This is a genomic window from Domibacillus indicus, from assembly GCF_023715895.1.
Classification (GTDB): domain Bacteria; phylum Bacillota; class Bacilli; order Bacillales; family Domibacillaceae; genus Domibacillus; species Domibacillus indicus_A.
In genome coordinates, this window is the sequence record NZ_JAMBOO010000018.1 from 73,441 (window position 1) to 87,817 (window position 14,377).

The following is a 14,377-nucleotide window of genomic DNA, read 5'->3' on the forward strand; positions in this document are numbered from 1 at the left end:
TTATACAAATGCGCATTGAAAATTCGGACGTGAAATGATAAGATGGAAAAGACATGTTGCTCTTCGCATAAATGTAGAAGGGTATTTTTTTGTGCGGATGGCAGTTTAACATAGAAGGAGAAGAAACTATTGACAAAATTTAAAGATTTAAATTTAAGCGAAGCAACGCTGAAAGCAATTGACAAAATGGGCTTTGAAGAGGCGACGCCAATTCAGTCTGAAACGATTCCTTTAGGCTTAACTGGAAAAGACATCATCGGACAGGCACAAACAGGAACGGGTAAAACAACAGCGTTTGGTATCCCGATGGTGGAAAAAATTGATACGAAAAATGAAGCAATCCAAGGGTTGATTATTGCACCGACACGCGAGCTTGCGATTCAGGTTTCAGAAGAACTTTATCGAATCGGCAGCGGCAAACGTGTCCGCGTGCTGGCTGTTTATGGCGGACAGGACATTCAACGCCAAATTCGCGCGCTTAAACAACGCCCGCATATTATCGTTGGAACACCGGGACGTATTCTAGACCATATTAACCGCCGTACATTAAAACTTGAAAATCTTGAAACGCTTGTGCTTGACGAAGCAGATGAAATGTTGAACATGGGCTTTATTCAGGACATTGAATCAATTCTTTCAAATGTTCCTGCAGAGCGCCAGACACTTCTTTTCTCAGCAACAATGCCAGGACCAATCCGGGCGATCGCGGAACGCTTTATGAAAGATCCAGAAATGATCAAAGTAAAAGCGAAGGAAATGACAGTTTCTAACATTGACCAGTATTACGTGAAAGTACCGCAGCGTGAAAAATTCGACGTTCTTGCCCGTTTGATGGATTCTCATTCACCTGAGCTTGCAATCATCTTTGGCCGTACAAAGCGCCGTGTTGATGAGTTGGCAAATGCACTTAGCCTGCGCGGCTATCAGGCGGAAGGTATTCATGGTGACTTGACACAAGCAAAGCGTTTAACGGTATTAAACCGTTTTAAAGCAGGAAAAATCGATGTGCTGGTAGCAACAGACGTTGCGGCGCGCGGTCTTGATATTTCTGGCGTTACACACGTTTATAACTATGATATTCCACAGGACCCTGAAAGCTATGTTCACCGTATCGGCCGTACAGGACGTGCTGGTAAAGAAGGTATGGCGATTACGCTGGTTGACCCACGTGAAATGAGCTATCTTCGTGAAGTGGAACGTACAACGAAAAAACGCATGAACCCAATGGAGGCTCCATCTTGGGATGATGCGCTTAGCGGTCTGCAGCAAGCGGCTGTTACAGAGCTTGAAGAAGCGATTGCTAAAAATGAATGGGCAGAATACCGCTCATTCGCAAAGGAAATGCTTGACCAATACGGTGCAGAAGATGTTGTAGCGGCGGCATTAAAACTTATTACAAAAGAGCCGGATCGTACACCGGTTCATATTACAAATGAAGCGGCACTTCCACAAAAACGTGACAAGTTCCGCAGCAAAAACTCAGGCGGATACCGCAAATCTGGCGGAGGTGGACGCCAGGGCGGCGGACGCTCTTACGGAAACCGTGACCGCAAAGGCGGATCAGGCAGCGGGCGCCGTAAATATTCATCTAACTAATCAATGATCGACGAAAGCCGTTCCGGAAGCCCGGAACGGCTTTTTTTTAAGAAAGGATGGCTGTTATGATTAAGGGCATTGGGATGGATATTGTTGAAATTGACCGGATCAAACGGCTGATTGATCGACAGCCGAAATTTTTAGAGAGGGTGCTGACACCGGCGGAGCTCAATTCCTATCTCCAAAAAAAGGGCACGCGCCGCTTTGAATATGCAGCCGGGCGCTTTGCGGTTAAAGAAGCATTCTCAAAAGCGGCAGGGACAGGCATTGGCGGGGAGCTGTCGTTTCAGGATATTGAAGTAGGTACAGATGAGAAAGGTAAGCCGATTCTCATCCAGCCGTACAGTGAAGGCGTTCATGTCACGATTACCCATAGCCAGCATTATGCCGCAGCAGTTGTGATCATTGAATCATAATTGTACAGGCCTCCTCATATAGTGCTAGTGAGGAAGGGGTGCGGGGATGAAAAAGTGGATCGGATTGCTGTTGATGGTGCTTCTTTTATCTGCGTGCGGAGGATCGCCGTCACAAGAAGATGTTGTAAAGGAAATTTCCGACAAAGCAAGAAATGCCGCCGGTTATAAAGCGAAAGCTATCCTAGAAGTGCAGGCAGGTGAAGAAAAGCAAACGTATAACGTAGACATTTGGAATCAGCGTCATACGAATTACCGCGTTCATCTTTCATCGGTAACCAATAAGCACAGCCAGACGATTGTTAAAAACAAAACAGGGATTTATGTGATGACTCCATCACTCGGCAAAAGCTTCCGCTATGAAAATAATTGGCCGGAAAACAGCAGCCAGTCCTACCTGTTTGAATCGCTGGCTGCCGATATCCAAGCTGATGGAGAAGCCGTATTTAAAGAAACAGAGGATTACTATGTATTCCAAACAAAAACGCGCTACACAAACAGTCAAATGCTTCCAAAGCAAGAGATTTCATTTCACAAGAAAAATTTCACCCCAGCGCTTGTGAAAGTAATGGATACGAAGGGGAAGGTTGTTATTTCGGTTGTATTTAAAAAGATGGACTTAAAGCCGAAATTTGCAAAAGATGATTTTAGTGAAAAGAAAGCCGCCGCCAAAGAAACAGCCGGCGCATCACCTTCGGAATTCATGATTCATTATCCAACAGAGACCGGCGGAGCAGAGCTGGCAGACGAAACCCGGATTGATAGCCGTGTGATCTTAACTTATGAAGGCAGCAAGCCATTCACATTGATTGAGCAGCCTGCTGTTCCTAGTGAAGAAGGAATCGCCCGTGCGTCCGGCGACTTGTCCGATATGGGCTTTGCGGCCGGGGAGGCAGAAGACGGGTCACTTCATTGGGTATATAATGGTGTGGAATTTATGCTGGCGTCAGATAAACTGTCCCAGGGCGAGATGGCGCGCATTGCCGCTTCGATTTCACCGGAATCAGTTAAATAAGAGGCAGCGGTGCGGTTTACCGCCGCTTTTTTTTTGTTTAAAATAGGAAATGCGTAAGAATCCCGTTTAGCGCTGTATGGTCTGGAGCACTCTGACGAAGATAAAGGAAACACGAAGAGCGCCAGCGATTTGATGTTGACTTATCGCAGGGAGGAGGGTGAAGAACAGAAAGCGGTGGGATACTGTAGCCGGACAAAATGCGTAAGAATCCTGTTTAGCGCTGTATGGTCTGGGGCGCTCCGGTTTGGATAAGAAGAACCACGGGCTGAGGACTAGGGAGTAAAAAGCAAGACGATAAATGAACTGGGAAGTGACATCAATGGAATTCTACCGGGACACCTGGGCAGAAATTGATTTGGATGCAATAAAATGGAACGTGAAAAAAACATTGGAACAGCTTGATTCTTCCGTATTTTTATATGCAGTTGTAAAAGCAAACGCATACGGACATGGAGATGTGCAGGTCGCCCGGGCAGCTGTTCAAGCTGGCGCAAAAGGGCTGGCGGTCGCTTTTTTAGATGAAGCGTTAAAGCTGAGAGCATCAGGGATTAAAGGGCCTATTCTTGTGTTAGGTGCAAGCCGGCCGGAGGATGCCCATTTAGCAGCAGCCCAAGAAATCTCACTTACGGTGCATAATGAAGAATGGTTTGAAAAAGCTGCTGTACATAAAGGGCAGCAGTTGAATATACATTTAAAATGCGATACTGGCATGGGTCGTATCGGTTTTAGGGATGAATCCGAGCTGCTTCAAGCGATCAGTCGGATTGAAGCGTCAGATCGGCTTGTTTTTGAAGGGATCTTTACTCATTTCGCAACAGCAGACGAAGAAGAAACAAACTACATGGAGGAACAGCTTATACGCTTTCAGGAGATGCTTGACCCATTGAAAAAAAAGCCTCGGTTTATTCATTGCTCAAATAGCGCAGCCACGCTTCGGTTTAAAGGAGCGGGCTTTAACGCGGTCCGGCTTGGTATTGCTATGTACGGGTTGACGCCTTCGACTGAAATATCCGCGCAGCTGCCTTTTCCGCTTAAGCCGGCTTTTTCGTTGAAGTCAAAGCTTGTTCATGTAAAAAAGCTTAAGCCTGGTGAAAAAGTAAGTTATGGAGCCACCTACGAAGCTGCTGAGCATGAATGGATCGGCACCCTTCCCATTGGTTACGCAGACGGCTGGATTCGCAAGTTAGGCGGGCAGGATGTGTTAATTGACGGCCGGAGGATGCCAATTGTAGGCAGGATTTGCATGGATCAGTGCATGGTAAGGCTTCCAGAGGAATATAAAACCGGAACATTGGCAACACTCATTGGACAACAGCAAAATGAAGAAATTTCAATGGAAGAAATCGCCGAGAAAAGAGAAACCATTAATTACGAAATTCCATGTGTGATTACATCACGTGTGCCAAGAGTGTATGTAGAAAACGGAAAAAAAGTATCTGTGACCAATCCTCTGTTGTAATAGATTTGACCGTCGAAGGTCCTGTTGTGTAACATTTTTTGAAAATGTCTTTCCAAACCCTTTCAGTGAATGGTATGATAAGTGGGACAGTAATAAGCAAAGAGATGTGTGCAGTGATTGGTGGAGGTGTAGTTCTTGTCTGAATCCGGTACGACGACAGATGTGTTAGTAAACTTGCCAAAGCAGTTTGTGAATGAACTTGACTGTTTTGCGGAACAGGAAGAAATTAGCCGCAGTGAATTCATTTACCGCGCAACAAAAATGTATTTACGCGAGCGAAAAAAACGTCATATTCAAGAATCGATGCGGCGTGGTTATATGGAAATGGCCAAGATCAACCTTGCTATTGCATCAGAAGCGATGCAAGCCGAATTTGAGGCAGGAAACACAGTCGAACGTTTAGTAAGTGGAGGATAAACCGTGTGATCGTAAAACGTGGTGACGTATATTTTGCAGACCTGTCCCCTGTTGTCGGCTCCGAACAAGGCGGCGTCCGGCCTGTTCTTGTCGTTCAAAACGACATCGGGAATCGGTTCAGTCCCACTATTATCGTCGCAGCCATTACAGCTCAGATCCAAAAAGCCAAACTGCCGACGCATGTGGAAATTAATGCGGAGCGGTATGGATTTGAAAGAGACTCCGTTATTTTACTCGAACAGATTCGAACGATCGACAAGCAGCGGCTTACAGATAAGATCACGCAGCTTGACGACGGAATGATGGAGAAAGTGGACGACGCTTTGCAAATCAGTTTAGGGCTTATACAATTTTAACAAAGCACCTCTCGTTTAAACGGAGGTGCTTTTTTTCTTTAAACCATAATTTTTCACGCCTGTCAGATGATACGGCTTTTTAATTATTCAAATAACCTTTATAATAAAAATAATGAACGTTTTTGACGAAAACCGCAGATTTGGAGCGGAACGACGATTGGAGAGAACCGAATGCGGAAAAAGATTTTTCAATATGTACAGTCTCACAATGATGACATATTAAACGAGTGGATTGAATTGATGCGTACAGAAGCTGACGAGCGCGCTGTTCAGGCTATGTCTGACCATATGTTTGTAAAAACAAGTTCAGAGTTTATCCAGCTCGTTATGTCGAACTTTTCAGATTCCGAGGAAAAATTCCAAGAGCGTGCTGTTGACTTCTCAGAAAAGATTGTCCGTCTTGGATGGCCGTTGACAATGATTACAGATGGTCTTCGTGTTTTTGGGAAGATTGTTGAAAACGGCATGCAGCGCTCAGGTGAAATTAATCAACAAACTTATATTGATTTTACAGCAGAAATCAATAACTGGATTTTTCCGATGTATAAAACCATCACAGAAGCGTACACCACATCTTGGGAACGGACGATTTCTCTTCAAAAAATTGCCCTTCAGGAATTATCTGCACCACTGATTCCGGTTTTTGACAAAATCTCTGTTATGCCGCTTGTCGGCACAATTGATACGGAGCGGGCAAAGCAAATTATGGAAAACTTGCTTGAAGGGGTCGTCAGCCATCGAGCCGAAGTGGTATTAATTGATATTACCGGTGTACCGGTTGTAGATACAATGGTTGCCCACCATATTATCCAAGCGGCGGAAGCGGTCCGTCTTGTTGGAGCAAAGTGCACCATTGTCGGTATTCGTCCAGAAATTGCTCAAACGATTGTAAATTTAGGTATTAATCTTGAAGATGTAACAACGACGAGCACAATGAAAAAAGGCGTAGAGCAGGCACTTGCATCGACGTCAAGACAAATTGTGGAGGTACAAGAATGAACATGAGAATTCCGATTTTAAAACTGCACGATTGTTTACTCATTTCGATCCAATGGGAGCTTGATGATCAAACAGCCCTCCAATTTCAAGAAGATCTTCTTCATAAAATTCATGAAACAAGTGCAAGAGGAGTCGTCATTGATTTTACATCCATTGATTTCATCGATTCATTCATTGCAAAAGTACTGGGCGATGTAATCAGCATGTCTAAGCTAATGGGAGCTAAAGTAGTAATTACAGGTATTCAGCCTGCCGTTGCGATTACGCTGATCGAGCTTGGTATTCGTCTGGAGGAAGTGATGACCGCACTGGATCTCGAAAAAGGTTTGGAGAAACTTCAACGGGAACTGGGGGACTGACACGATGGACTCTAGTGTGAAAATTATAAATGAATGGGATATCGTAGCGGCGAGACAACTTGGCCGGAATGTAGCGAAAGAGCTTGGTTTCGGTACGGTTGACCAGGCTCGTATTACGACTGCGATCAGTGAACTGGCTCGTAATATTTACTTGTACGCAGGCCAGGGAGAAATAACGATAGAGAAAGTAGAGAATGGAGCGAAAAAAGGAATGACCATTGTTTCCCGTGACGAGGGGCCGGGTATTCCGGATCTTCGAAAAGTCATGGAAGACGGTTTTTCAACTTCGGGTGGACTTGGAGCTGGACTTCCCGGTGTAAAAAGGCTGATGGATGAATTTTCTATTGAATCTACGCCGGGCGAAGGGACGCTTATTAAGTCGGTGAAGTGGCTCCGTTAGGAGGACGAGGATGAATTTCAGAGATACGATGCTCGATGAATACAAAGAAATACTAAAGACGTATATTAATGACCAAACTGAACAGGCTTTATACATGAGCCAAAAATTCAGCCGGAAGTCAATCGAGTATAAAATATCGCCGGAGGAAATGATCAGCCTTCATAAAACATCCATTATGGATCTTGAACCGGACCTTCCGGAATCGCTTCTTCTGTCGCTTGATATTCTGCTTGAGGTGATGATGAGTTATGGCTTGGCGTATCGTGAGCATCAAAGCTTACGTACGATCCAGCGAGAACTGATCAATGAAATCGAAGTAGCTGCGAGCATGCAGCAGACACTTCTTGGCACACAGATTCCCCGCATTCCATCTATGGACATCGGGGCAATCAGTGTGCCGGCCAAGCAAATGAGCGGAGACTATTACCATTTTGTATCACATGAAAATGGCGCGATTAGTGTAGCGATTGCTGATATTATTGGCAAAGGAATTCCTGCAGCCCTTTGTATGTCGATGATTAAGTATTCGATGGATAGTATGCCGGAGGACAGCCAGGCCCCGGGCGATGTACTTGAGCGCCTGAACCGCGTTGTAGAACAGAATGTAGACCCGACAATGTTTATTACCATGTTCAGTGGTTTGTATAATCCGGAAACACATGTTTTTTCTTACTCATCTGCCGGCCACGAACCAGGCTTTTTTTATCATGCCGATACAGGAGAATTTGATGAGATGCAGGCAAAAGGTCTGCTGCTCGGCGTAGATAAGAAAACAAAGTACAAAGAGTACGAACGGAAAGTAGAAGTTGGGGATATTATTCTGCTTATGTCAGATGGTGTAACAGAATGCCGAACAGAAGAAGGTTTTTTAGAGGTAGACACACTTATTGGGTATATTAAAAAATACATACATCTTGACGCGCAGGATATCGCCGACAAAGTGTACAAAGAGCTGGAGTATTTACAGGATTTTCAGCTTCGTGACGATTTTACGCTCATTATTTTAAAAAGAACTTCTTAATGGGTTTAATCCTTATGCACCAAGGGTATAAAAGGGATATTGAGTAATGAAGCGATTAATATGTTAAAGGTGGTTTATCCTAAATGAATATTTCAATTGACGTACAAGAACAGGAACAACAGACAACGATCAAACTTGCAGGTGAAATTGATGCCTACACGGCACCGAAATTGCGTGAAACAGCGTTTCCTTATACAGAGAAAAAAGAAGCGGATCTTGTCGTTGACCTGTCTGGTGTTACATATATGGACAGTACAGGTCTTGGCGTTTTCGTCGGACTTTTTAAAAGCTTAAATGCGAATGATGGAACCATGAAGCTAGTTGGGTTATCTGATCGCTTAAAGCGTCTTTTCGATATTACGGGCCTTGCGGACATCATGAACATTAATTCTGGATCAGAAGGTGGCGTGTAAGAATGACGTATGCTGATTATGTAGAAATGAAAATCCCGGCCAAGCCAGAATTTGTCGGTATTACAAGATTGACGCTCTCCGGTATTGCCAGCCGGATGGGTTTTTCATATGACACAATTGAAGATTTGAAAATTGCAACAAGTGAAGCGATTACGAATGCTGTCCAGCACGCTTATAAAGGGGAAGAAGGAGAAGTGCTGATCGGCTTTCGCCTTTATGAGGATCACCTGGAAGTAATTGTATCGGATAACGGGAATAGTTTTGATTTTAAAGAAACAAAAGAGGCACTGGGGCCCTATACAGAAAAGTCAGTTGAATTCCTTCGTGAAGGAGGGCTGGGCCTTTATTTGATCGAAACACTGATGGATGAAGTGAAAGTACATCAAAATGAAGGGATTACTTTGTTTATGACAAAGTATCTCGAAGGAGAGCAGGTGGAGAGGGATGCAGAAACCATCTCGACCTAACCAAGCTGCAAAGCTTCAGGCAATCGAATGGATCAAGGCTTTTCAGGAAAACGGAGACCGGGACGCTCAAGATAAGCTTGTGAAACATTATCATGGATTGGTGGAGTCTATTGCCAGAAAATATTCAAAAGGGCGTTCCCACCATGAAGACATCGTGCAAGTAGGGATGATGGGACTGCTGGGAGCAATCCGCCGATATGACGATTCTTTTGGGAAAAGCTTTGAAGCATTCGCCATTCCGACTATTGTAGGGGAAATCAAGCGATTTTTGCGCGATAAAACATGGAGTGTACATGTACCGAGGCGTATAAAAGAACTAGGCCCAAAAATTAAATCAGCGAATGAGGAATTAACCACTTCTCTTCAACGGTCACCCCGCGTTGATGAGATCGCCCATTATCTTGATATTTCAGAGGAAGAAGTATTGGAAGCAATGGAGATGGGCAAAAGCTATCAGGCGTTATCAGTGGATCATTCTATTGAAGCCGATTCGGATGGAAGCACGGTAACGCTTCTTGATATTGTTGGAAACCGTGAAGAAGGATATGAGCGTGTCGACCAGCGCCTTGTTCTTGAAAAAGTATTACATGTGTTATCCGACCGGGAAAAGCAGATTATACAATTTACCTACCTTGAAAACCTGAGTCAAAAAGACGCGGGGGACAAGCTTGGTATTTCCCAAATGCATGTTTCCCGGCTGCAAAGAAGGGCTATTAAAAAGTTGAAAGAAGCGATCCATGCTGAAGCCTATTCGACGGAGCACCTTTCTTAATGGGAAAAATACAAAATGAACAGCTGGAATTAATAGCAGGTACACATTCAAAAGACGGAAATTCTTTTTGCGGGGATACCTATTATTTCGCGCAGGAGGGAAACTCGTTTGTTTGTTTGCTTGCAGACGGCCTTGGAAGCGGCCGCTACGCCTATGAGTCATCACAAGCAGCGGCGGAAATTGTGAAACGGGTTTGGCAGGAAGAATCGGTCGAAGGAATGATGAACTTAATTAATACCGCCATGTTTCAAAAACGTGGAGCGGCGGTTGCACTGTTTAAAATTGATTTTAAAGCACGAAGTTTTGAATATACGTGCGTCGGCAATATTCGTTTTTACTTATATGCTAAAGATGGAAAACTTACGTACCCTCTGCCTGTCACCGGTTATTTGTCCGGCCGTCCGCAACGGTATAGAATGGAACGCTTTACGTATGAGCCAGGCAGTAAATTTCTTGTTCATTCAGATGGCGTTAATTTGCTTAATACAAAAGAGCTGATGCGCTACCGGAGTGCAGAACAGATTGCGGCAGAACTGGATGCTGTCGCTTTAAAATCAAATGACGATGCAACCTTTTTAGTTGGCAACCTGCTGTGAATCAGCGGGTTTTTTCTTTTTTTGCTACAATATGAATATTCAAGAAAGAAGCGGAGGCACCTGTATGGAGGAACAGTTAATTAAAGCAGCGGCAGCAGATACAAAAATCAGTGTGAAACAAGTAAAAGCTGTTATTCAGTTAACAGAAGAGGGGAATACAATTCCCTTTATCGCCCGGTATCGAAAAGAAATGACCGGATCACTGGATGAAGTAGAAATTCGAACAATCTTAGAGCAATATACATACCGCAAAAATCTTGAGCAGCGGAAAGAAGAGGTTGTCCGTTCGATTACCGAACAGCAAAAAATGACTCCTGAAATCGCAGCCGCTATTGAGGCAGCAACAACATTGCGGGCTGTAGAGGACATCTATCGTCCGTTTAAGCAAAAAAAGCGTACAAAAGCGTCCGTTGCAAAAGAAAAAGGCTTAGAGCCTTTAGCCAAGTGGCTTCTATCCTGTCCTAAAGACGTCCAAATCGATCAAGAAGCTCAACAATATATAAATGAGCAAGTAGAAAACATAGAAGCCGCTCTTCAAGGCGCAGCGGATATCATTGCAGAGACTATTGCAGATGATGCAGCGGTTCGGGAGCGTATACGGCTTGATATGACGAAATATGGAAAAATAAAAACAGAGTTAAAAGGTGAAGATGAAAAAGAAGTCTTTAAAATGTATTACGAATATGAAGAGCCCATTAACAAAATTGCTCCCCACCGCACGCTTGCTGTGAACCGAGGCGAAAGTGAAGGAGTCCTAAAGGTTGCTGTCTCTTTTGATGAAGAGCGTGTGATCCGCTATTTAACAAAGAAATTCATTCAAAATGAACAAAGCCCTGCAGCCCCGATTCTAATGGATGCGGCCCGGGATGCATACAAGCGTCTTATTCGCCCCTCTGTAGAAAGAGAAGTGCGGAATGAACTGACAGAAGCGGCAGAAGAACGGGCTATCCACATTTTTTCGGAGAACTTAAAAAATCTTCTGCTCCAGCCGCCGTTAAAAGGAAAAGTGGTTCTTGCAGTCGATCCGGCATACCGAACAGGATGTAAAATGGCGGTTGTAGATGAAACGGGAAAAGTTCTAGCGATTAAAGTGATGTATCCGCACACAGGAGAAGGAAAAAGAAAAGAAGCGAGAGAGCTGTTTAAACAGCTTGCAGAGGAGTTTGAAGCAGATATTATTGCCATTGGAAACGGGACGGCTTCAAGAGAAACCGAACAGTTTGTAGTAGAAATGCTGCCGAGCCTCAAGAAAAAAGCCGCTTATATTATTGTAAATGAAGCAGGGGCCAGCGTGTATTCTGCGTCTGATATTGCACGCGAGGAGTTTCCTCACCTTCAAGTAGAAGAAAGAAGTGCTGTATCGATTGGGCGCCGCATTCAAGACCCGTTGGCGGAGCTGGTAAAAATCGATCCGCAATCGATTGGCGTAGGCCAGTACCAGCACGATGTATCCCAAAAGAAATTATCCAGCTCACTTGCATTCGTGGTAGAAACAGCCGTAAACCGTGTGGGTGTGGATGTGAATACAGCTTCTCCTTCGCTGCTTGAACACGTAGCGGGGTTAAATAAAACAGTAGCCAAAAATATTGTTCAATATCGAGAAGAAAACGGGAAATTTACGAAGCGTTCTATGATCAAAAAAGTGCCGCGTCTTGGCGGGAAAACCTTTGAACAGTGCATTGGCTTTCTGCGTATTACAGATGGAGAAGAACTGCTTGACCGGACACCTATTCATCCGGAAAGCTATAAAGAAACAACCGCTCTGTTGAAATCGCTTGGATTTAAAACGACGGATATTGGTTCAGAAGAGCTGGGAGCTGCTCTTCAGGCGGTGAATACAGAGCAAATAGCAAAGGAGCTTGGCATTGGCGAGCTGACATTAAAAGATATTATTGACTCACTTCAAAAGCCGGGACGTGACCCGCGTGACGAAATGCCGGCGCCGCTTTTAAAAACAGATGTCTTGAAAATGGAGGATCTTCAAAAGGGGATGGAGCTGCAGGGAACCGTTCGGAATGTAACAGACTTCGGCGCTTTTGTAGATATCGGCGTAAAGCAGGACGGACTCGTTCATATTTCAAAATTGAAAAAAGGATTTGTGAAAAATCCTTTCGACGTTGTGTCGGTCGGGGATATCGTAACCGTCTGGGTAGATGCTGTAGAAGCTGGAAAAGGAAGAATTTCATTGACGATGGTTAAAGACGAATCCAAATGAAAACGAGCGATAAAATGATTCAAAAGCTGACAGAAGAGCTGTCAGAACGTTTTTTTAATCGGCCTTTCCTGCACCGGGCATATATTAACAAGCGGCTTCGGACAACAGGAGGCCGCTACCTGCTTGTATCTCACAATATTGAAGTGAATGAAAAATACATTGAAGCGTTTGGAGAAGAAGAACTCATTGGTATTTTAAAGCACGAGCTGTGCCATTACCATCTTCATCTGCAAGGGAAAGGGTACAAGCATGGAGATGAGGACTTTAAAGAGCTGCTGAAACAAACCGGATCGCCGCGTCACTGCCGGACACTTCCAGAACAGGAAGGGAAGCAGAAACAAAGAAAGATTGTTTTTTATAAATGCTCAGGATGCGGAATAAAGTATAAAAGATACCGGCGTATTAACACATCAAGATATGTATGCGGGGCATGCCGGGGATTTTTAAAAGAAATTATCGAATAATGATGTTGACAATTGCTGCTTCAATTGATATTTTAATTGAGCAGCTTTTTTTATAAAGGTGTTCAATTAATAAATATTGAAAAATAGTTAAAAAAGTTGTTGACTATAAATGAGTAATTGGTTTATAATACTAAGTGTCGATAAGATAACATTCGTTATTCCGCAGTAGCTCAGTGGTAGAGCAATCGGCTGTTAACCGATCGGTCGCAAGTTCGAGTCTTGCCTGCGGAGCCAATCTGGGGAAGTACTCAAGAGGCTGAAGAGGCGCCCCTGCTAAGGGTGTAGGTCGGGTAACCGGCGCGAGGGTTCAAATCCCTCCTTCTCCGCCAGATTTACTTTTAAGGCCCCTTGGTCAAGCGGTTAAGACACCGCCCTTTCACGGCGGTAACACGGGTTCGAATCCCGTAGGGGTCATCGTCGGGAAGCCGGCTTCACCGGTTTCCCTTCTTTATGTTTAATATTCCATGGTCCGGTAGTTCAGTTGGTTAGAATGCCTGCCTGTCACGCAGGAGGTCGCGGGTTCGAGTCCCGTCCGGACCGCCATTTCTAAAGAAAGTATTGGGCTATAGCCAAGCGGTAAGGCAACGGACTTTGACTCCGTCACGCGAAGGTTCGAATCCTTCTAGCCCAGCCATTTTTTGAGCCATTAGCTCAGTCGGTAGAGCATCTGACTTTTAATCAGAGGGTCGAAGGTTCGAGTCCTTCATGGCTCATCATTCCTTCGAAACCTTTTAAAAAAGTGTTGACAAGGCAATGAAGTTCATGTAAAATATTATTTTGTTGGCAAGCGACAATTTGGTGCGCGGAACGCTTTTATGCGGTCGTGGCGGAATGGCAGACGCGCTAGGTTGAGGGCCTAGTGGGGGCAACCCCGTGGAGGTTCAAGTCCTCTCGGCCGCACCAAATAAATATGCGCCCGTAGCTCAATTGGATAGAGTACTTGACTACGAATCAAGCGGTTAGAGGTTCGAGTCCTCTCGGGCGCGCCATTTTATTATCTTATTTAACGGGAAGTAGCTCAGCTTGGTAGAGCACTTGGTTTGGGACCAAGGGGTCGCAGGTTCGAATCCTGTCTTCCCGATCTTCATTTTTATGCGGGTGTAGTTTAATGGTAAAACCTCAGCCTTCCAAGCTGATGTCGTGGGTTCGATTCCCATCACCCGCTCCAGAAAATTGAACATTGAACATTGAAAACTGAACAAAATCAATAAAAACGTCAACGTTTTAATTTTTATCTTCCATTAAAAACATCCCGTGTTTTAATGGAAACAAATGAGCAAGTCAAACTTTTTTGGAGAGTTTGATCCTGGCTCAGGACGAACGCTGGCGGCGTGCCTAATACATGCAAGTCGAGCGGACTTGACAGAGCTTGCTCTGTTCAAGTTAGCGGCGGACGGGTGAGTAACACGTGGGTA

Annotated in this window: 16 protein-coding genes, 10 tRNA genes and 1 rRNA gene; all 27 read left to right on the plus strand. The window is 44.5% G+C overall.

Features of this window, described 5'->3' with window-relative positions:
• The first annotated feature begins 129 nt into the window (after positions 1 to 129).
• Entirely contained in the window at positions 130 to 1,596 is a 1,467-nt protein-coding gene (gene cshA, locus M3221_RS19020; protein WP_242235261.1) for a degradosome RNA helicase CshA, read from the plus strand.
• A gap of 65 nt (positions 1,597 to 1,661) precedes the next feature.
• Positions 1,662 to 2,012, plus strand: coding sequence for a holo-ACP synthase (gene acpS, locus M3221_RS19025; RefSeq protein ID WP_251273298.1), 351 nt, complete (start codon positions 1,662 to 1,664; stop codon positions 2,010 to 2,012).
• 46 nt (positions 2,013 to 2,058) lie between these two features.
• A complete protein-coding gene (locus tag M3221_RS19030; protein WP_251273299.1) occupies positions 2,059 to 3,024 on the plus strand; it encodes a LolA family protein in 966 nt (321 codons plus the stop codon).
• 298 nt (positions 3,025 to 3,322) lie between these two features.
• Positions 3,323 to 4,483 carry an alanine racemase gene (gene alr / locus M3221_RS19035; protein ID WP_251273300.1) on the plus strand — a complete coding sequence of 387 codons (1,161 nt, stop codon included), beginning with the start codon at positions 3,323 to 3,325 and terminating at the stop codon, positions 4,481 to 4,483.
• Between the two features lie 135 nt (positions 4,484 to 4,618).
• Complete coding sequence (locus M3221_RS19040) at positions 4,619 to 4,900, plus strand: CopG family ribbon-helix-helix protein (RefSeq protein ID WP_050182177.1); 282 nt, start codon at positions 4,619 to 4,621, stop codon at positions 4,898 to 4,900.
• A 5-nt stretch (positions 4,901 to 4,905) separates the two neighbouring features.
• Positions 4,906 to 5,256 carry a type II toxin-antitoxin system PemK/MazF family toxin gene (locus tag M3221_RS19045; protein ID WP_018395451.1) on the plus strand — a complete coding sequence of 117 codons (351 nt, stop codon included), beginning with the start codon at positions 4,906 to 4,908 and terminating at the stop codon, positions 5,254 to 5,256.
• 171 nt (positions 5,257 to 5,427) lie between these two features.
• On the plus strand, positions 5,428 to 6,255 hold the full coding sequence (locus M3221_RS19050; protein WP_251273301.1) for an RsbT co-antagonist protein RsbRA: 828 nt from the start codon (positions 5,428 to 5,430) through the stop codon (positions 6,253 to 6,255).
• Complete coding sequence (locus tag M3221_RS19055) at positions 6,252 to 6,614, plus strand: STAS domain-containing protein (RefSeq protein ID WP_172645569.1); 363 nt, start codon at positions 6,252 to 6,254, stop codon at positions 6,612 to 6,614. Before M3221_RS19050 ends, M3221_RS19055 begins: the two co-directional genes overlap by 4 nt.
• Positions 6,615 to 6,618: 4 nt before the next feature.
• Positions 6,619 to 7,014, plus strand: a complete 396-nt coding sequence (locus M3221_RS19060) for an anti-sigma regulatory factor (protein WP_242235251.1) — start codon at positions 6,619 to 6,621, stop codon at positions 7,012 to 7,014.
• A 10-nt stretch (positions 7,015 to 7,024) separates the two neighbouring features.
• Positions 7,025 to 8,035: a PP2C family protein-serine/threonine phosphatase gene (locus M3221_RS19065; RefSeq protein WP_251273302.1), complete on the plus strand. Its 1,011-nt coding sequence runs from the start codon at positions 7,025 to 7,027 to the stop codon at positions 8,033 to 8,035.
• A gap of 83 nt (positions 8,036 to 8,118) precedes the next feature.
• Positions 8,119 to 8,448, plus strand: coding sequence for an anti-sigma factor antagonist (locus M3221_RS19070; RefSeq protein ID WP_242235246.1), 330 nt, complete (start codon positions 8,119 to 8,121; stop codon positions 8,446 to 8,448).
• 2 nt (positions 8,449 to 8,450) lie between these two features.
• The gene (gene rsbW / locus M3221_RS19075) at positions 8,451 to 8,915 is read left to right on the plus strand and encodes an anti-sigma B factor RsbW (protein WP_242235244.1); all 465 of its coding nucleotides are present in this window, start codon (positions 8,451 to 8,453) and stop codon (positions 8,913 to 8,915) included.
• Complete coding sequence (gene sigB / locus M3221_RS19080; RefSeq protein ID WP_242235241.1) at positions 8,893 to 9,687, plus strand: RNA polymerase sigma factor SigB; 795 nt, start codon at positions 8,893 to 8,895, stop codon at positions 9,685 to 9,687. Before rsbW ends, sigB begins: the two co-directional genes overlap by 23 nt.
• The gene (locus M3221_RS19085) at positions 9,687 to 10,283 is read left to right on the plus strand and encodes a PP2C family serine/threonine-protein phosphatase (RefSeq protein WP_251273303.1); all 597 of its coding nucleotides are present in this window, start codon (positions 9,687 to 9,689) and stop codon (positions 10,281 to 10,283) included. Before sigB ends, M3221_RS19085 begins: the two co-directional genes overlap by 1 nt.
• A 64-nt stretch (positions 10,284 to 10,347) precedes the next feature.
• Positions 10,348 to 12,498 (plus strand): Tex family protein, encoded by a 2,151-nt coding sequence (locus M3221_RS19090; RefSeq protein WP_251273304.1) that lies wholly within the window; start codon positions 10,348 to 10,350, stop codon positions 12,496 to 12,498.
• Positions 12,495 to 12,962 (plus strand): SprT family protein, encoded by a 468-nt coding sequence (locus M3221_RS19095; RefSeq protein WP_251273305.1) that lies wholly within the window; start codon positions 12,495 to 12,497, stop codon positions 12,960 to 12,962. Before M3221_RS19090 ends, M3221_RS19095 begins: the two co-directional genes overlap by 4 nt.
• Before the next feature lie 159 nt (positions 12,963 to 13,121).
• Positions 13,122 to 13,196: transfer RNA gene (locus M3221_RS19100), tRNA-Asn, on the plus strand.
• A gap of 4 nt (positions 13,197 to 13,200) precedes the next feature.
• Positions 13,201 to 13,291: transfer RNA gene (locus tag M3221_RS19105), tRNA-Ser, on the plus strand.
• A 13-nt stretch (positions 13,292 to 13,304) separates the two neighbouring features.
• Positions 13,305 to 13,376 (plus strand) — tRNA-Glu (locus M3221_RS19110).
• 52 nt (positions 13,377 to 13,428) lie between these two features.
• Positions 13,429 to 13,505, plus strand: a tRNA-Asp gene (locus tag M3221_RS19115).
• A 16-nt stretch (positions 13,506 to 13,521) separates the two neighbouring features.
• Positions 13,522 to 13,596: transfer RNA gene (locus M3221_RS19120), tRNA-Gln, on the plus strand.
• Positions 13,597 to 13,602: 6 nt separating this feature from the next.
• Positions 13,603 to 13,675 (plus strand) — tRNA-Lys (locus M3221_RS19125).
• Between the two features lie 104 nt (positions 13,676 to 13,779).
• Positions 13,780 to 13,865, plus strand: a tRNA-Leu gene (locus tag M3221_RS19130).
• A 9-nt stretch (positions 13,866 to 13,874) separates the two neighbouring features.
• Positions 13,875 to 13,951 (plus strand) — tRNA-Arg (locus tag M3221_RS19135).
• Positions 13,952 to 13,969: 18 nt separating this feature from the next.
• A tRNA-Pro gene (locus M3221_RS19140) sits at positions 13,970 to 14,043 on the plus strand.
• A 13-nt stretch (positions 14,044 to 14,056) separates the two neighbouring features.
• Positions 14,057 to 14,130, plus strand: a tRNA-Gly gene (locus M3221_RS19145).
• A gap of 120 nt (positions 14,131 to 14,250) precedes the next feature.
• Positions 14,251 to 14,377 (plus strand): 16S ribosomal RNA (locus M3221_RS19150); the annotation flags it as partial.

Coding starts and splice junctions, on each gene's coding strand:
- M3221_RS19060 (WP_242235251.1), top strand. CDS start 6,619: ATGGACTCTAGTGTGAAAATTATAAATGAATGGGATATCGTAGCGGCG.
- M3221_RS19030 (WP_251273299.1), top strand. CDS start 2,059: ATGAAAAAGTGGATCGGATTGCTGTTGATGGTGCTTCTTTTATCTGCG.
- M3221_RS19095 (WP_251273305.1), top strand. CDS start 12,495: ATGAAAACGAGCGATAAAATGATTCAAAAGCTGACAGAAGAGCTGTCA.
- M3221_RS19055 (WP_172645569.1), top strand. CDS start 6,252: ATGAACATGAGAATTCCGATTTTAAAACTGCACGATTGTTTACTCATT.
- M3221_RS19085 (WP_251273303.1), top strand. CDS start 9,687: ATGGGAAAAATACAAAATGAACAGCTGGAATTAATAGCAGGTACACAT.
- rsbW (WP_242235244.1), top strand. CDS start 8,451: ATGACGTATGCTGATTATGTAGAAATGAAAATCCCGGCCAAGCCAGAA.
- M3221_RS19050 (WP_251273301.1), top strand. CDS start 5,428: ATGCGGAAAAAGATTTTTCAATATGTACAGTCTCACAATGATGACATA.
- M3221_RS19070 (WP_242235246.1), top strand. CDS start 8,119: ATGAATATTTCAATTGACGTACAAGAACAGGAACAACAGACAACGATC.
- sigB (WP_242235241.1), top strand. CDS start 8,893: ATGCAGAAACCATCTCGACCTAACCAAGCTGCAAAGCTTCAGGCAATC.
- M3221_RS19090 (WP_251273304.1), top strand. CDS start 10,348: ATGGAGGAACAGTTAATTAAAGCAGCGGCAGCAGATACAAAAATCAGT.
- acpS (WP_251273298.1), top strand. CDS start 1,662: ATGATTAAGGGCATTGGGATGGATATTGTTGAAATTGACCGGATCAAA.
- alr (WP_251273300.1), top strand. CDS start 3,323: ATGAACTGGGAAGTGACATCAATGGAATTCTACCGGGACACCTGGGCA.
- M3221_RS19065 (WP_251273302.1), top strand. CDS start 7,025: ATGAATTTCAGAGATACGATGCTCGATGAATACAAAGAAATACTAAAG.